Source organism: Corynebacterium otitidis ATCC 51513 (assembly GCF_000296405.1).
In the GTDB taxonomy this organism is placed as follows: domain Bacteria; phylum Actinomycetota; class Actinomycetes; order Mycobacteriales; family Mycobacteriaceae; genus Corynebacterium; species Corynebacterium otitidis.
On record NZ_JH815192.1, the window covers coordinates 83,070 to 99,348 of the forward strand.

Below are 16,279 nucleotides of genomic sequence, written 5' to 3' on the forward strand. Positions count from 1 at the left end.
CCTCGGGCTCCCGGTCGCGGGGCGTCTCCCCGGAGCGCCGGTCGAGCTCCTCGTCGACGTGGCCGTAAAGGTCGTCGTCCTCCGGCTCCTCGGACTCGCCGCGGTCGCGCTTGAGGGCGCCGGCGGCGAGGTCCCACATCTCGCGCACGCTGATCCCGGTGAGCTTGAGCGCCCCGTAGAGGATGACGAGCACGAGCAGCGGCACGGCGGCGTACGCGGTGAACGCGGTGGACAGCGCCCCGCCGGCGACCGCGCCGAGCGCCCCGCCGGCCATGCGGCGGGTCTCCCAGTCGGCGGGCCCGCCGGCGAGCACGTGGACCAGCCCCAGCATCCCGATCCCGACGAGGCCCGCGCCGAGCCAGGTGCGCCCCGCGGCGAGGTGGCCGGCGGTATCCCCCGACATGAGCACGATCGCCAGGGCGGTGAGCGCGACGGGTAGGACGTAGGCGGCCGCGCCGATGGCGAGCTGCACGCCGGTGGCGACGGCGCCGCCGACGGGCCCGCCGAGGTTCGCCCACACCGCGGCGATGAGCAGGATCGCCAGCCCGAGGAGGATGAAGCCGAGCCCGTCCTTGTGGGCGAGGATCGCCTCGCCGAGGCTCCGGCGCTCCTCGGGCTCGTCCGCGCCCGCGGCGAGATCGTCGACGCCCGCGCTTGAGGCCACGCGCCGCCTCCCTTCCGCACTCGTGTCGAATCGGTCGCCTGCCGCCTCGTCGGCGGCGTCCGCGTCGCCGCGGGTAAAGAGCCGGCGGGCGCCGCGGGCGGCGGCCCCGCCGAACGAGCCGAGGCCCGCGCCCACCTTCCCGAGCGCGCTGGGGGTGCGCTCGGCGCCGGTCTGGGCGGCGCGCCACGCGCTCGTCGGGGTGGGGTCGGCGGCGGGCGCCGGCCGCGTGGTGATGCGGCCGGTGCGGCTGCGCTGCGGCGGCCGGCTCGCGCTGCTCGTTGACATAGGGGCAACCCTATCCCCCACCCGCCACGCCAACCACACCCGCCACACCGGACAAGGCGGAACGGTTGACTATCGGGCGCTAACGGGGTCGGTTGTCTAGAGGCTCGCGCGCGCCGGCTCGGGTCCTTCCACCTCGAGCTCGCAGGCGTCGCGCCCGGATAGCCACAGGATAAGCTCCCCGGCCCGGCCGCGCAGCCTCGTGACGTCCGAGCCGTCCCTGGCCACGCCCCTGGGCCCGGCGACGAGCTCGGGCCGGGAACCGGGCAGCTCGACGATGACGGGGCGGCGCGAGCGGCGAAGCAGCGCCCGGGAGAGCACCCGCGCCGCCATGGTGAGCAGCCACTCGTCGAGCTCACTGTCCGGGCGGGGCTCCCAGCCGGGGCGGGCGCGGCGGACGTCCTCGTGGTGGATGAAGTGCTCGACGGCGTTGACCCACCGGTCGATGGCGCGCAGCGGGCTGAACCGGCCCGGCCCCGCGGCCCAGCGCCCGACGACCGTCTCGAAGGGAAGCTCCTTGAGCTCCCCCATGACGCGCTCGGTGCGCGCGGCGAGCGGGCCGCCGGCGATCCCGGCGACCGCGTCGGGGCGGTGCTCGCGCAGGTAGAGGTGGCAGGCCAGGTCCCTGGTGCGCCAGCCCTCGCACAGGGTCGGCTCGTCGGGTCCCACATCTAAAAGGAGGCCGGCCAGGCGCCGGCGCTCGAGCGAGGCGAAGCTCATGGGCCCCGATTCTAGCCCTCCCCTGCCTTGGACTTTGAGCCGAAAACGGCCCGCCGCGGCCGGCGCCCGGGTTCGGGCTGCCGGGCCCGCGGCGGGCCGGCTGGTTCGAGGAGGCGGGCCGTCGGACCCGCTCCCGGGAGGCGCTAGTTGGCCTCGGCGACGGGCACGATGCCCGCGATGACGAGCGGCTCGCGGCGCCACTTCTTCTCCGCGAGGCGCCCGACCTTGTTGCGCAGCGCGCGGGAGAGCGGCGCGGGCTCGGTGACGCCGTTGGCGGCCTGGTCCGCGATGGTCTTCTCCACGAGGGAGCGAAGCTCCCCGACGTAGCGCCGGTCGTCGGAGGCGAAGCCGCGGGTGATGACCGTCGGCGGCTCGATGAGCCGGCCGGTTGCCTTGTTGATTACCGCGGAGATCGACACCACGCCGCCGTCGCCCAGGGTGGTGCGCTCCTCGAGGACGTCGTCGTCGACCTCGCCCATGGTGACGCCGTCGACGAAGAGGTTGCCCGTGGGAAGCTGGCCGGCGATCTTCACGCGCCCGTCGACGAGGTCGACGACCACGCCGTTCTGCGCGATGACGGTGCGCTCCTCGGGCACGCCGGTGCGCAGCGCGAGCTGCCGGTTGGCGAGCAGGTGCGCCCACTCGCCGTGCACCGGCATGGCGTTGCGCGGCCGGGCCGCGTTGTAGAGGAACAGCAGCTCGCCGGAGTAGCCGTGGCCCGAGGTGTGGACCTTCGCGTCCTTGCTCGTGATGACCTCCGCGCCGATGCGGGCGAGCGCGTTGGTCACGGTGAAGACGGCCTCCTCGTTGCCGGGCACGAGCGAGGAGGACAGGATGATGCGGTCGCCGTCCTGGATGGTGATCTGGCGGTGCTCGCCGCGCGACATGCGCGACAGCGCGGCCATCGGCTCGCCCTGCGTGCCCGTGGTGACGAGGAGCACCTTGTGCGGCGCGAGCCTCGAGGCCTCGTCCATCTCGACGATGGTGCCCTTAGGCGCGGTGAGGTAGCCGAGCTTCTGGGCGATCTCCATGTTGCGGATCATCGAGCGGCCGTTGAACGCGACCTTGCGGCCCGCCTCGACGGCGGCGTCGACGGCGGCCTGCACGCGCGAGACGTTCGACGCGAAGGACGCGACGAGCACGCGCTGCTTCGCGTCCTTGATGAGTCGCTTGAGCGTTGGCGCGATGTCCGCCTCCGAGGGGGACACGCCGGGCGTGACGGCGTTCGTCGAGTCGATGAGCAGAAGGTCGACGCCCTCGTCGCCGAAGCGGGAGAGCTTCGGCAGGTCGGTGGGCTGCCCGTCGAGCGGGGTCTGGTCGACCTTGATGTCGCCGGTGTGGATGACAAGTCCCGCGCCCGTCTTGATCGCGAGGCCCAGGCAGCCGGGCACCGAGTGGTTGACGTGCCAGAAGCGCACGTTGAACGGGCCGCGGTCGATGTTCGACTCCTCGTCGACCTCGACGATCTTGGGCCGCTGCTGGTGCTCCTGGCACTTCGCGACGATGAGTGCCGCGGTGAACCTGGAGGCGACGATCGGGATGTCGGGGCGCAGCTTGAGCAGCCACGGGATCGCGCCGATGTGGTCCTCGTGGCCGTGGGTGATGACCAGCGCGTCGACGTCGTCGAGGCGCTGCTCGATGGGCCCGAAGTCGGGAAGCAGCAGGTCGACGCCCGGCTCCGCCGAGGTCGGGAAGAGCACGCCGCAGTCGACGATGAGGAGGCGCCCGTCGTACTCGAAGACGGTCATGTTGCGCCCGATCTCGGAGATCCCGCCTAAGGCGTAGATCCGCAGCGAGCCTTCCTTCTGCTTGCCCGGCTTGGGCAGCTTCTCGAGCAGGTCGCGGCCCGCGGAGAAGGAGTCCGCGGGCCTCGAGCCGCGGTCGTGGTTCTTGCCCCCGCGGCCGCCGCGCTTGCTTTTCGCGCCGTGGCCGCGGCCGCCGCGCTTGTTCTTCCCGTTCTTCCCGCCGCCGTGGCCGTTCTTCTCCCCGCCGCGGCGCCGGCCGTTGCCGGACTTGGGCTTGTCCTGCCCGCCCTGGTTCTCCTCGGCCGGCTTCTCGGCCGGGGCCTCGGTCTGCTCGGGCTGCTCCGGCGCCTGGAAGACCGGCGCCGCGGCCTCGTTGGCCTCCGGGGCGCCGGCCTTGCGCGTGGCCTTACGCGGCCGGTGTCGGGTCTCGCTCATAGTTATAGAACTCCAGCTTTCTGCATGTCGCGGCGCAGCCCCTCGAGCTCCTCGTCGGTCGGTTCGACGATCGGCAGCCGCGGGGGCCCCACCTCAACGCCCTGCAGCTGCAGGGCGGCCTTGGCGAAGCTGGTCCCGCCCAGGCGTCCCTGAGCCTCGACCAGCGGATGGATCTTCGCGTTGATCGCCCGCGCCTCGGCGAGGTTGCCCTCGTCGACGGCCCGGTACAACGCGCGCAGCTGGGACGCGGCCACGTGCCCGATCACGGAAATCACCCCGGAGGCGCCGAGCGCCAGCCACGGCAGGTTCGACGGGTCGTCACCCGAGTACCACGCCAGGCCGGTCTCGTCGATTAAGGGGGTCGCCTCCTTGAAGTTGCCCTTGGCGTCCTTGAGCGCCTTGACCGTGGGCAGCTTCGCAAGCGTCCGGATCGTCTCCGGGGCGAGCGCGAGAGCGGAGCGCCCCGGGATGTCGTAGAGGCAGATGGGAAGCGGGGTGGCCTCCGCGATGGCGGAGACGTGCTTCACCACCCCGGCCTGCGAGGGCCGGGAGTAATACGGCGTCACCACGAGCAGCCCGTCGGCGCCCGCCTCGGCGTTCGCCTTCGCGAGCTCCACGCTCGGGGCCGTGTAGTTCGTACCCGAGCCCGCGATGATGCGGGCCCGGTCGCCGACCTCGTCCTTGACTGCGGTGAGCAGGCTGAGCTTCTCCTCGACGCTGGTGGTCGGCGACTCGCCCGTGGTCCCGGAGAGGACCAGCGAGTCGCAGCCGTCGTCGACGAGCCGGGCGGCGAGGGCGCGCGCCTGGTCGAGGTCCACCCTGTCGTTCGCGTCGAACGGGGTGACCATGGCGACGCAGACGGTACCGAAGTATTCCACCCCAGTTTTCGCTGTCATGCCTGTGCTCATGGGGCCCGATCTTACCCGGCAGCACGGACCCCGAGCCCAACCGGCCCGCTCAGCGCGCCGCGGCGCGCGCGACGCTCGACGAGCCGAACATCTGCCGCTCGAGCTCCGGGCGCAGCGTCCTCGTGAACTCCGGGGTGATGTGGTGCCCGTCGCGGAAGACCAGCAGGTTCCCGATCACCGGCTCGACCCGCCCGTCGACGACGAACGCGTCCGTTAGGTCGATGTGGGTGACCTGGTCGCCCGGGAACGCCTCCTCGGCGGGGTTCGTCGGCGACATCGTCTCGTCCACCGGCATCCCACAGCGCTCAACCGGCCCGTGGTCGCTCACGCAGTGCGGCACGTAGAGCTCCCCGCCGGAGTCGGTGACGACCCACGGGTTGTCGCGCAGCCCGAAGATCTTCGCCCCCGAGGCGCCGAGCCGCGCGACCGCCTCGAGGTAGGTGTCCGGCACGTAGTCGAGCCCGTTGCCGCCCGGCCCCTCGGGCCGGGTGACGACGAGGAAGAGCCCCACGTCCGGCGGGTTCTCGTTGACGTGCGCCTCGACCTCCTCGGACCAGCGGTAGCAGTTGTTGCCCTCGCGGTTTTCCTTGTCGACGTAGAAGATCGGGCAGCCCCACTTGATGTACGGCTCCACCGCGAAGCCGCGGTCGCGGCCGATGTCGGCCAGCACGTCGAGCCAGATCTCCGAGTGGGAGCCGCCCACGAGGTAGAGCGTGTGCGGCGAGTCGACGTCGCCGTAGCGGCACGGCTCCCCGTTGTTCTTCGTGCGCGCGATCTTCCACTCGTGCCCGCCGGTCGCGCAGTCGTCGACGTTCGCCTGGGTCGTCTTGTTCAGCCTCGCCGCCGGGTTCGGCAGGATCGGCATCCCCGGCGGCACCGGCGCGCCGTCGAGCGTCGCCGCCGCGCCCGGGTAGGCGACCTCCACCCCGCCGATCTCCTCGGCCTTGGCGATCGCCTTGTCCTCGGACACCCGGATCCCGAGCGCGAGGATCCGGGGGCCCGACACGAGTACGAGCGCTACGACGACGCACACCGCCGCGGCCGGGGCGAGCGCCCGCGACGACGCGGAGCGCACCGCCTTAGCCCAGTAGGCCGGCCGCCACACCCGGCCGCGCTCGGGCTTGCCGCGCTGGCGCAGCGGCACCTCGACGAAGCGGTGCGTCGCCCACGCCGCGAGCAGCGACACCGCGATGACGCCGACGCCGAAGAGCTCCTCGTGGTCGCCGATGGGCAGGGTGCGCGCCCCGACGATGAGGATCGGCCAGTGCCACAGGTAGAGCGAGTACGACCACGCGCCCAGGGTGCGCGCCGGCCCCGACTCGAGCAGCCCGACGATCCCGCCGCGGGCCTTCCCCATCGACGCGAGCACGATGAGCGCCGCCGCGCCCAGCGGGATGAGCGCCGCGGGGCCCGGGAACTGCGCCTGACCGTCGATGACGAGGCCCACCAGGCAGATCGTCGCGAGCCCGACGTCCGCGGCGACCTGCGCGCCGGTGTTGAGCGCCGGGCGGCGCTTTAGCGCCCACAGGCCGAACAGCCCGCCGAGCCCGATCTCCCAGAAGCGGGTGTAGGTCGCGTAGTAGTTGAGGTCCCCGTAGCCGGCGATGAGCAGGCCCGTCGCCGCCGCGAAGGACGCGGCGGTCGCGAGCGCGAGCACCACGGCGAGCGCCCGGCGGGCCCTAAAGCCCAGCTTCCGGGCAGCCCAGCACACCGCGTAGACCACCGCGATGATGACGAGGTAGACCTGCAACTGCACCGACATCGACCACAGGTGCTGGAAGGGCGGCGCCGCGGCCGTCGCGGTCGCGTACCCGGAGGTCTTCTCGTAGAGGTACCAGTTCTCCACGTGGAGCACGCCCGCGGCGGCCTGCTCGAGCGGGGTGCGCCAGCCCACCGGCGGCTCGGTGAGGATGAGCACGACCGTCGCGGTCGCGACGACGAGCAGCAGCGCCGGGAAGAGCCGGCGCACGAGCCGAAGCGCCGACTGCCCGGCGGTGAGCCCGCCCTCGCGCGTCGCGTTGGAGAGCTGCGTGTTGACGAACAGCACGCCGCCTAAGAACAGGAAGACGTCGACGCCCGAGGACACGCGCCCGACGAAGACGTGGAAGACGACGACGAGCGCGATGGCGACCCCGCGCAGCCCGTCGAGGGCCGGGAGGTAGCCCGGCTTCGAGGGTTGCTCTACCACGCGGCGCCCCCTGCCGGCGGCTGGGGCGCGGTGACCGTGACGGGGCCGCCGGGGCGGCCCTCGATCTCGAAGTCGTCGAAGATCGCCGGCGCGGCCTCCCGCATGAGCCGGGTGACGGCGACCGCGACGTCGCGCAGCTCCGGGGAGGCGTCCGCGCGGCCGTGGCGGGCGATGAACGCGCGCCACGCGACCATCGAGCCGGTCGCGATGACACGGATCGGCTCCGCGCCGGAGAGCAGCCCGCTCGCGGTGCGCCAGGCCCGCGCCCGCGCCGCGGGGTCGGGCTCGCCGGAGAGCTCCTCAAGCAGCGCGTCGAAGAGGTCCTCGCTGGTGAGCCTGGAGTCGGCGGTGCTGCGCGCCGCGATGCGCGCGACGGTCCCCTCGCCCGGCTCGACGGCCGGGGCGGGCGCCTCCCCGCTGGGCGGGGCGACGGCCTCCTCGGAGACCACGAGCGCGCGGTGCGCGAGCACCTCGCGCGCGCCGGCCCTCGAGATCCCGTCGATGCCGATGGTGGCGTGCGCGTGCTCGAGGGCGTCGAGCCGGCGGTTCTCCACGAGCGCGTGCACGTAGGCCGTGGTGTCTCCCTCGGGGGCGCCGTCGGCGAGCCGGCCGGCCTCCGCGGCGAGCTCCACCGGGCCCGCTGCCGTCTCTCCGGTCAGCGGCCTGCTCATCGCCACAAGGCGCACCTCGGGGCCCGGCTCGTTCCGGGCCGGGCTGTAGGGGTTCGTCACCGGCGCTACTCGAGACCGAGGATCGACTCGAGGCCCACGGTGAGCCCGGGGCGGTCGGCGACCGCGCGGGCCGCGGCGAACACGCCGGGCGCGAACGAGGAGCGGTCGTAGGAGTCCTGGCGCAGGGTGAGCGTCTGGCCCTGGGTGCCGAAGATGACCTCCTCGTGGGCGTTCATGCCGCTCATGCGCACCGCGTGGACGGGCACCCCGTCGACGTCCGCGCCGCGCGCGCCGTCGCGCTGCTGCTCGGTGGCGTCGGGCGCGGCGCCGAGCCCCGCCTCGCGGCGCGCGGCGGCGATCCCCTCGGCGGTGTGGACCGCGGTGCCCGAGGGCGCGTCGAGCTTGTGCGGGTGGTGGTACTCGACGACCTCGGCGGACTCGAAGAAGCGGGCAGCCTGCCTCGCGAAGGCCATGGTGAGCACCGCGGAGATCGCGAAGTTCGGGGCGATGATCACGCCCACCTCCGGGCGGTCCTTGAGGAGCCCGCGGACGGTCTCGAGACGCTCGTCGTCAAAGCCGGTGGTGCCGACGACCGCGTGGATGCCGTGCTCGACGTAGAACTCGATGTTCTCCATCACCGAGCCGGGCACGGTGAAGTCGACGGCGACCTCCGCGCCGGAGTCGACGAGCTTGTCCCGCTCCCCCGCGGAGGCGACCTCCGCGACGAGCTCGATGCCCTCGGCGTCCCGGGCGGCGGCCACGATCGCGGAGCCGACCTTGCCCTTCGAGCCGACAACGGCGAGCTTGATCGCCATGGTTCCTCCCTCGTCTAGCGTCGACGACCTTTTCTCCCAGCGCGCCCCGCGAGAAAGCGAGGACGCGCCATAACTGCCTCCAGAGTGTAGCTGGCCGCGCGCGGCGCCCCGCCGCCGCCCGCGGCGAGTCCTGAGATAGGCATGGATGCCCTATTTCGAGGTTGGCGGGCATTGCACTTTCATAACGATGTGCCTAACGCCCTTTACCAGCCTCACCGGCCCACATACGTTATCGAGTAAGCGGCGCTCCGAAAGGCGAAACCCGCCGTACACGGGCAAGAACGCGCCCGGGTCCGCCATCCGCGCGCCGCGCGGGGCGCCGGAGGGGCACCAGCGCCGCGTGGGGCAACTACCCGTTCGGCGCTTCTGGCCCCGCGCACCCAGTTCGGCGTCGAGGAAGGAAACACAGCGTGAAAGACCGGAAGATCTCCCCCAACGCCATTATCGTCGCGCTATTCGGCACCGCGATTTCGATCATCATCGGAATCGCCAACGAATCGATCCTGGCTTTTGCCATCCTCATCGCGCTGACCGCCGTGGGCTCGGCGCTCGTGCACGTCGCCAAGTCGCGCGAAAAGAAGTAAGCGCCACAGCGGCGCCGGACTGTTCCGGCGCCGCCCGGTAACGTCCCTCCCCAACCCCTTTTTCGGCGGACGGCACCTACGTGCCGCAACGCCCCGACGACAAAAAGCCCGCTCAGTCGCCGGGGCCGGGATACTACCGAGCACGCGGCCGTGTGCGAGGCCGGTTCTACTTCGCGCTCGTCGTGGTCGTCGGCGTGGTGCTCGTCGTCGGCTTCTCCGACGACGTCGACGTGGACTTACTCGACGCCTGCTCGGCCTCCTCGAGCTCCTCCTCGGTGAGCGGGCCGGGCTCGCGACCCAGGTCGCTTAAGTCGTCGGCCTTGACCGGGTCGTCGAACATCTGCCGGTCGAGCTCGTCGGCGAGCGTCTCGGCGTACTGGCGGGTGAAGTGGTGGGCGTCGCGGTAGACGCGGATGTTGCCCATCACGGTCATCACCCACTCGTCGACGATGTTGCCGCCGTTAACATCCAGGTGGGTCATATCCAAGCCCCGGTAGGCGGTCACCGCGGGGTTCCACGGCAGCAGCGAGGCGCGCGCCGGCTCCCCGCAGGCCATGGGGTCCTCGGACTCCTCGACGCAGATCGCGGGGTCGCGCATCCCGCCGTCGGGGTTGGTGAGCCACACGGTGTCGCGGGCGCCGAAGATGTGGATGCCCGCGTCCGAGAAGCGCTTGAAGACCTCAACGTAGAAGTCGGGCACCTGCTCCACGCCGCCGCCGTCGATGACCGTCGGCCTCGTGGAGACCATGAACACCCCGAGGCTCGGCGGGTCGGCCATGATCGTCTTCTCGACGTCGGCGGACCACTCCATGCAGTCCTCGAAGTAGGTGCCGTCGATCTTCTCCTCGAAGTAGAGCGGGCAGCCGACCTTCAAGTAGGTGACGATCTTGAAGCCGCGCTCCTTGCCGATGAGGTCGAGGGCGGGCAGGTAGTGCTCCGAGTGCGAGCCGCCCACGAGGTAGAGCGTCTCGTCGGCGTCGGTGTCGCCGTACCAGCAGTCCTCGTCGTCGTGGACGGTGGTGCTGTCGAAGTCGGAGACGCACCCGTCGAGCGCCGCCGCGTCAAGCACCCCGTCGGGGCCCATCTCGGCGGGCGGGAAGATCGGCACGCCCTCCGGGGCCTCCTCGCCGGCGAAGTTCACCCGCGCGCCCTTGTAGACCTCCTCGTAGCCGCCGAGCCCGTCGACCTCGTCGAGGATCTGATTGGCCTGGTGCTTCTGGTAGGCCCCGAAGCTCAACGGAGAGGTCGCGATCGCCGCGACGCCCACCACCGCGAGCGCCGCGGTGACGGGGTACCAGGCGTTGGGGGCGTGGCTCAGCGCCCGCTTGATATACCCGGGGCGCAGCACCGCGCGGCGCTCGGGCTTGCCGCTCTGCCGCAGCGGCTTCTCGACGTAGAGGTGCGTGAACCACGCGAGCACGAGAGACAGCGCGATGACCGTGATGCCCGACGCCGCGGAGAACGGCTGCGCGGGAGTGACGCTTAAGACGAGGAGCAGAAGCGGCCAGTGCCACAGGTAGAGCGCATACGAGATGGTGCCCAGCCACACGAAGGGCGGGGTTTCGAGGAGCTTGACCGGCCCGAGGTCCCTCCAGCCGCGCGGCCCGTCGGGCTCCGTGACGCCGGAGACGATGACCAGGGCGGCGCCGGCGAGCGGCACGAGCGTCCACGGGCCGGGGAACTCCTGCGCCCCGTCGAGGAACAGGCCGGTAAAGAGGATCGCGGCGATGCCGAGGACGAACGCGCCGGTGCGCGTCGCCGGGTGCATGCCATTTAATGAGTAGACGACGAGCCCGAAGAGCGCGCCGAGCCCGATCTCCCAGAACCGCGCGAGCGTCGAGTAGTAGTTGAGGTCCTGCAGGCCCACCTGGTGGAGCACCAGCGCGTAGATGAACGACGCGGCCGTCGCGGCCGCGACGATCGCGATGATCGTGCGGCGCCAGCGGCGGTGGCGCGCGTTGCGCGCGGCGACGAGCCGGTAGCTGACGTACACCGCCACGAGGATGAGCAGGTAGATCTGCAGCTGCACCGACATCGACCACAGGTGTTGGAAGAGCGGCGCGTCCCCGTCGACCGCGTCGTAGCCGCCCGTGTTCGCCGCGAGCCAGTAGTTCGCCACATAGGCGACCGCGGCGGCGGCGTTCTCAAAAGGCTGGCTCCACGCCGACTGCGGCCAGAACAGCATGACCGCGCCGAGCATCGTCGCCACCACGACGACGAGCGCGGGCACCAGCCTTCGCGCGAGCCTGATGATCGACTGCCCGATCGTCGGGCCGCCGGGGCGCTGCGCGTTGCGCATCTGCGAGGTGAGGAAAAGCAGCCCGCCAAGGAAGAGGAACACGTCCACGCCCGAGGACACCCGTCCGACGAAGACGTCGAAGATGACGACGAGCGCGATCGCGATGCCGCGCAGCCCGTCGACGTGGGTGAGGTACGGGTGCGGGCGGGAACGCGGCGGATCCGCGGCCTGCTGATCGACCATGGGTGCTGTCGTGCCTCGATTCATTCTCGCCCGCCGCGCAGGCGGCTTAGGCGTGGGGAAGCTGCCAGTGGGTGTGTCGGGGAAACTACGGCCAGAAAGTGGCCAAGGACCGCGCAGCCCGATGGGCGCCTCGTCGGCGTCGCCTTTTCGTGGGCGGCGCGGCGGGCTGCGCGGTCCTTGGAATGGGAATCTGTGCCGGCCCCGGCCCCGCGGGCGGGGCCGGTTAGGGCCTAGTCGTTGTCGACGGGCACGAGCGAGATCTTGCCGCGCGAGTCGATGTCGGTGATCTCGACCTCGAGGGTCTCGCCGACGGTGACCTCGTCCTCGACCTTCTCGACGCGCTTGTCGCCGCCGAGGTTGGAGATGTGAACGAGCCCGTCCTTGCCCGGGGTGAGCGAGACGAACGCGCCGAACGGGACGGTCTTGACGACCGTGCCGACGAAGCGCTCCCCCACCTTGGGCTCCTGCGGGTTGGCGACCGCGTTGATGCGCTCGACCGCGGCGTCGGCGGCCTCCTGGCTCGTGGCGGAGACGTACACAGTGCCGTCGTCCTCGACGGAGATCTCCGCGCCGGTGGCCTCGGTGATCGCATTGATCGTCTTGCCCTTCGGGCCGATGAGCTCGCCGATCTTCGCCTGCGGGATGGTCACCGCGAGGATCCGCGGCGCGAGCGGCGACATCTCCTCCGGGCCGGTGACGACGTCGGACATCGTGTTGAGGATGACGAGCCGCGCGTCGCGGGCCTGCTCGAGCGCGTCGGCGAGCACCCCGGAGGGGATGCCGTCGAGCTTCGTGTCAAGCTGCAGGGCGGTGATGAACTCGCCGGTGCCGGCAACCTTGAAGTCCATGTCGCCGAACGCGTCCTCCGCGCCGAGGATGTCGGTGAGCGCGACGTACTTGCGCTTGCCGTTCACCTCCCCGGAGATGAGCCCCATCGCAATACCCGCGACCGGCGCCTTGAGCGGCACGCCCGCGTTGTAGAGCGACAGCGTCGAGGCGCACACCGAGCCCATCGAGGTCGAGCCGTTCGAGCCGAGCGCCTCGGAGACCTGGCGGATGGTGTAGGGGAACTCCTCGCGCGAGGGCACGACGGGAAGCAGCGCCCGCTCGGCGAGCGCGCCGTGGCCGATCTCGCGGCGCTTCGGGGAGCCCACCCGGCCGGTCTCGCCGGTGGAGAACGGCGGGAAGTTGTAGTGGTGCAGGTAGCGCTTCGACGTCACCGGGCTCAGCGAGTCGATGTGCTGCTCCATCTTGAGCATGTCGAGCGTCGTGACGCCGAGGATCTGCGTCTCGCCGCGTTCGAAGAGCGCGGAGCCGTGGGCGCGCGGCACGATGTCCACGCCGACGGACAGGTCGCGGATGTCGGTCGGGCCGCGCCCGTCGATGCGCACGCCGGAGTCTAGGACCGCGTCGCGGACCTTCTCGCGGCTGAGGGCGTCGAAGGCGGCGCGGATCTGCGACTCGGCGGCGTCGTCGTCGACGTCCTCGCCGGCGACCTCGTCGAGCAGCTGGTCGACGACCTCGGCGGCGTAGGCGGCGGTCGCCTCGTCGCGCTCCTGCTTGCCGGGGATGGTGAGCAGCTCGGCGAGCTTCTCGCCCGCGGTCTCCTCGACGGCGGCGTAGGTGTCGTCGGTGTAGGCGGGGAAGAGCTGGAACTCCCCGGCCTCGGGGGCGACCTGCTCGGTGAGCGCGTCCTGCGCCTCGCACAGCGTCGCGATGAACGGCTTCGCGGCCTCGAGCCCGGCGGCGACGACCTCCTCGGTGGGGGCGGGCGCGCCGTCTTTGATGCGGGAGACGACGTGCTCCCCGGCGCCGGCCTCGACCATCATGATGGCGACGTCCTTGCCGCCGCGGCGGCCGCGGCGCTTGACCTGCCGGCCGGCGACGACGAGCTCGAAGACGGCCTCCTCGCGCTGCGGGGCGGTGGGGAACGCGACCCACTGGCCCTCGGGGTGCTTCTCGTCGGCAAGCAGCGCGACGCGCACCGCGCCGACCGCGCCGGAGACGGGCAGCCCGGAGAGCTGCGTCGCCGCAGACGCGCCGTTGATGGCGAGCACGTCGTAGAAGTCGTCCGGGTGCTGCGAGAGGATCGTCGCGACGATCTGCACCTCGTTCTTCAGGCCCTTCGCGAACGTCGGGCGCAGCGGCCGGTCGATGAGCCGGCACGCGAGGATCGCCTCGCTCGAGGGGCGGCCCTCGCGGCGGAAGAAGGAGCCGGGGATCCGCCCGGCGGCGTACATGCGCTCCTCGACGTCGACGGTGAGCGGGAAGAAGTCGAGGTGCTCCTTGGGCTTGCGCGACGCGGTCGTCGTGGCGAGCAGCATCGTCTCGTCGTCGAGGAACGCCGTCACCGAGCCGTTCGCCTGCCGGGCGAGCTCGCCGCTCTCGAGGCGGATCTCGCGGGTGCCGAAGTCGCCGTTGTCGATGGTCGCGGTGACCTCGGCGATGCCGTAGTCCTCGTCGTAGTTCACGGCGATGGCGGAAGAATGGTTAGCCACGTTCTTGGGGCTCCTCCCCTAGTCCTTTACTCACTAGTCCAGGGATTCGGCGATCGTCGGTGCCGCCGAAAGACAAAGTGTTTCGTCTCGTGTTCGTCCTGCTGGTCCGCGGCCACTCTAGCAGCCTCAAGCCCCCAGGCCCGATCCGCGCCCGCCGATGCGCGAGGAGCCTCTCTCGTTTGTCAGCTGCGAAAAACTACCGCCTTACTCGAACGGGAGGATCTGCTCCAAGAAGGCGCGCGCTCGCTCGGTGGCGGGGCGGGTGAAGAAGGCCTCCGGCTCGCCCTCCTCGACGATCGCGCCGTCGTCCATGAACACCACCCGGTCGGCGACCGCCCGGGCGAACGACAGCTCGTGGGTGACGACGAGCATGGTCATGCCCTCCTCGGCGAGCTCGGAGACGACGTGGAGCACCTCGGCGACCATCTCCGGGTCGAGAGCGGCGGTGATCTCGTCGAGGAGCAGCGCTGCCGGGCGCATCATGAGCGCCCGGACGATGGCGACGCGCTGCTTCTGCCCGCCGGAGAGCTGCCCGGGCCGGGAGCCCGCCCGGTCGCCGAGGCCCACGCGGCGAAGCAGGGCGTGGGCGCGCTCCTTGAGCTCCTCCTTATCCCCGCGGCGCGCGAGCTTGGGCGCGAGGGTGAGGTTGTCCACGACGCTTAAGTGCGGGAAAAGCTCGTAGGACTGAAACACCATGCCGACGTCCTGGCGGATGGTGCGCCACGGCGGCTCCCCCACCCCGGGCCCGACGGTCGCCTCGCCGCGCAGCCTAATGGTGCCCGAGTCGATGGCCGCCAGCCCGTTGACCGCGCGAAGCAGCGTCGACTTCCCCGAGCCGGAGGGCCCGACGATGGCGACAACCTCGCTGGGCGCAACGGAAAGCGAGACGTGGTCGAGGGCGGTCGGCCCGCCCGGGTAGCGAAGCGCGACGTCCTCGAGCTCGATTAAGGGGGTGGTCACAGCGCGAGAGTCCTTTCCAGCCGGCGGGCGACAAGAGAGATCGCCCAGCACACGAGGAAGTAGAGGATGAAGACCACCCCGTAGACCCACAGCGCGGCGTCGGGGTGGCTGAACCGGTTGGCGTCGATGACCTGCCGGGCGACGGCGAGGACCTCGGTGACGCCGATGAAGTAGATCAGCGGTGTCGTCTTGATCATGCGGGTGGTGAGGTTGACGGTGAGCGGCACGAGCTGGCGCACCGCCTGCGGCAGCACCACCCGGGTCTGGATCTGCCCGGGGCTTAAGCCCAGCGCGGCCGCCGACTCGCGCTGGTGGGCGGGCACGGACTCCACCGCGCCGCGCACCAAGTCCCCGAGCTCGGCGGTGCCCCACGCGGAGAACACGATGATCGCGGCCGCCTCGCCGGGGATGTCGACGCCGGTGACCTTCGCTGCCTCGAAGAACACGACGAAGAGCAACACGAGCTGCGGCAGGAGCCGAAGCGTCTCGACGTACGTCCGGGTGAGGAACCACACCACGCGGTTGCGCACGGTCATGAGCAGCCCGAGCAGCGTGCCGAGCACCAGCGAGACGCCCATCGAGATGAGCGCCACCCGCACCGAGACCCACAGGCCCAGAAGAAGGCGCTCGAAGTTGTTGCCTAGGAAGACGACCTCAAGCTGCGACACGGCGGGTCCTCCCCTCCAGCCAGCGGCCCACAAGCGCGACGGGCACGAGGATGAGCAGGTAGAACCCGACGAGCAGGACGAGCGCCTCGCGGGTGGTGTAGTCGTTGCCGATCTGCTCGTTGGCGCGGTAGACGAGGTCAGGCACCGCGATGACCGACACCACCGAGGTCTCCTTGATGAGGAAGATGACGTTGGCGGTGAGCCCGGGCATCGCGGTGGCCACCGCCTGCGGCAGGAGCACCCGGCCGAAGGCCTGCGGGGTGCTCAAGCCCAGGGCGAGCGCCGACTGGCGCTGGATGGCGGGCACGTCCTCGAGCCCGGAGCGCAGCGACTCGGCCATGTACGAGCCGCCGAGGAACGCGAGCCCGATGATCGCGCACTGCGTGCCGGAGAGCACAATGCCGAGCCTGGGCAGCCCGTAGTAGAGGAACACGAGCTGCACGAGCAGCGGCGTGTTGCGCGAGAGCTCGATATAGCCCGCGGCGAGCTGCCCGGCGACCGGCACGCGGAAGTACTGGACGAACGCGCACGCCGCGCCGACGACGAGCGCGATGACGGTGCCCGTCACCCCGATGCCGACGGTGAGCAGCGCGGCCTTGCCGTAGAGCTGAATGTTCTCGGCGACGACGCCGAGATCGACGCCGAGAAACACGACGACC

General features: G+C 71.3%; 13 protein-coding genes. 1 reads left to right on the forward strand and 12 read right to left on the reverse strand.

From position 1 onward, the window contains the following. The 7 genes from HMPREF9719_RS00410 to dapB form a co-directional block, all read right to left on the reverse strand. The coding region (locus HMPREF9719_RS00410; RefSeq protein ID WP_004599969.1) for a DNA translocase FtsK 4TM domain-containing protein at positions 1-949 on the reverse strand (949 nt) is incomplete at its 3' end. A 96-nt stretch (positions 950-1,045) separates the two neighbouring features. Beyond that, a complete protein-coding gene (locus HMPREF9719_RS00415; protein ID WP_004599970.1) occupies positions 1,046-1,666 on the reverse strand; it encodes a TIGR03085 family metal-binding protein in 621 nt (206 codons plus the stop codon). A gap of 143 nt (positions 1,667-1,809) precedes the next feature. Beyond that, on the reverse strand, positions 1,810-3,846 hold the full coding sequence (locus tag HMPREF9719_RS00420) for a ribonuclease J (protein WP_004599971.1): 2,037 nt from the start codon (positions 3,844-3,846) through the stop codon (positions 1,810-1,812). 2 nt (positions 3,847-3,848) lie between these two features. Further along, entirely contained in the window at positions 3,849-4,754 is a 906-nt protein-coding gene (gene dapA / locus HMPREF9719_RS00425; RefSeq protein WP_004601821.1) for a 4-hydroxy-tetrahydrodipicolinate synthase, read from the reverse strand. A 49-nt stretch (positions 4,755-4,803) separates the two neighbouring features. After that, on the reverse strand, positions 4,804-6,942 hold the full coding sequence (locus tag HMPREF9719_RS00430; protein WP_004599973.1) for an acyltransferase family protein: 2,139 nt from the start codon (positions 6,940-6,942) through the stop codon (positions 4,804-4,806). After that, positions 6,936-7,673: an FAD-dependent thymidylate synthase gene (locus HMPREF9719_RS00435; protein WP_004599974.1), complete on the reverse strand. Its 738-nt coding sequence runs from the start codon at positions 7,671-7,673 to the stop codon at positions 6,936-6,938. Before HMPREF9719_RS00435 ends, HMPREF9719_RS00430 begins: the two co-directional genes overlap by 7 nt. Positions 7,674-7,678: 5 nt before the next feature. Then, positions 7,679-8,428 (reverse strand): 4-hydroxy-tetrahydrodipicolinate reductase, encoded by a 750-nt coding sequence (gene dapB, locus HMPREF9719_RS00440; protein WP_004599975.1) that lies wholly within the window; start codon positions 8,426-8,428, stop codon positions 7,679-7,681. Between the two features lie 410 nt (positions 8,429-8,838). Here dapB and HMPREF9719_RS09560 point away from each other — a divergent pair, with 410 nt between their 5' ends. Continuing rightward, positions 8,839-9,012 carry a hypothetical protein gene (locus HMPREF9719_RS09560; protein ID WP_004599976.1) on the forward strand — a complete coding sequence of 58 codons (174 nt, stop codon included), beginning with the start codon at positions 8,839-8,841 and terminating at the stop codon, positions 9,010-9,012. A 166-nt stretch (positions 9,013-9,178) separates the two neighbouring features. Here the strand turns inward: HMPREF9719_RS09560 and HMPREF9719_RS00445 are convergent, their stop codons facing one another. The 5 genes from HMPREF9719_RS00445 to HMPREF9719_RS00465 all read right to left on the reverse strand — a co-directional run bounded on the left by HMPREF9719_RS00445 (position 9,179) and on the right by HMPREF9719_RS00465 (position 16,272). Next, positions 9,179-11,494 (reverse strand): acyltransferase family protein, encoded by a 2,316-nt coding sequence (locus HMPREF9719_RS00445; RefSeq protein ID WP_004599977.1) that lies wholly within the window; start codon positions 11,492-11,494, stop codon positions 9,179-9,181. 230 nt (positions 11,495-11,724) lie between these two features. Continuing rightward, entirely contained in the window at positions 11,725-13,992 is a 2,268-nt protein-coding gene (locus HMPREF9719_RS00450) for a polyribonucleotide nucleotidyltransferase (RefSeq protein WP_004599978.1), read from the reverse strand. 204 nt (positions 13,993-14,196) lie between these two features. Next, the gene (locus HMPREF9719_RS00455; RefSeq protein ID WP_004599979.1) at positions 14,197-14,952 is read right to left on the reverse strand and encodes an amino acid ABC transporter ATP-binding protein; all 756 of its coding nucleotides are present in this window, start codon (positions 14,950-14,952) and stop codon (positions 14,197-14,199) included. Further along, on the reverse strand, positions 14,949-15,620 hold the full coding sequence (locus HMPREF9719_RS00460; RefSeq protein ID WP_004599980.1) for an amino acid ABC transporter permease: 672 nt from the start codon (positions 15,618-15,620) through the stop codon (positions 14,949-14,951). The genes HMPREF9719_RS00455 and HMPREF9719_RS00460 overlap by 4 nt, the downstream gene beginning before the upstream one ends. After that, the gene (locus HMPREF9719_RS00465; RefSeq protein ID WP_004599981.1) at positions 15,607-16,272 is read right to left on the reverse strand and encodes an amino acid ABC transporter permease; all 666 of its coding nucleotides are present in this window, start codon (positions 16,270-16,272) and stop codon (positions 15,607-15,609) included. Before HMPREF9719_RS00465 ends, HMPREF9719_RS00460 begins: the two co-directional genes overlap by 14 nt. Positions 16,273-16,279: the final 7 nt, after the last annotated feature.

What these genes read in the sequence shown, in the direction of transcription:
- HMPREF9719_RS00415 (WP_004599970.1), bottom strand. Translation starts at nt 1,666, where the DNA reads ATGAGCTTCGCCTCGCTCGAGCGCCGGCGCCTGGCCGGCCTCCTTTTA.
- HMPREF9719_RS00420 (WP_004599971.1), bottom strand. Translation starts at nt 3,846, where the DNA reads ATGAGCGAGACCCGACACCGGCCGCGTAAGGCCACGCGCAAGGCCGGC.
- dapA (WP_004601821.1), bottom strand. Translation starts at nt 4,754, where the DNA reads ATGAGCACAGGCATGACAGCGAAAACTGGGGTGGAATACTTCGGTACC.
- dapB (WP_004599975.1), bottom strand. Translation starts at nt 8,428, where the DNA reads ATGGCGATCAAGCTCGCCGTTGTCGGCTCGAAGGGCAAGGTCGGCTCC.
- HMPREF9719_RS00445 (WP_004599977.1), bottom strand. Translation starts at nt 11,494, where the DNA reads ATGGTCGATCAGCAGGCCGCGGATCCGCCGCGTTCCCGCCCGCACCCG.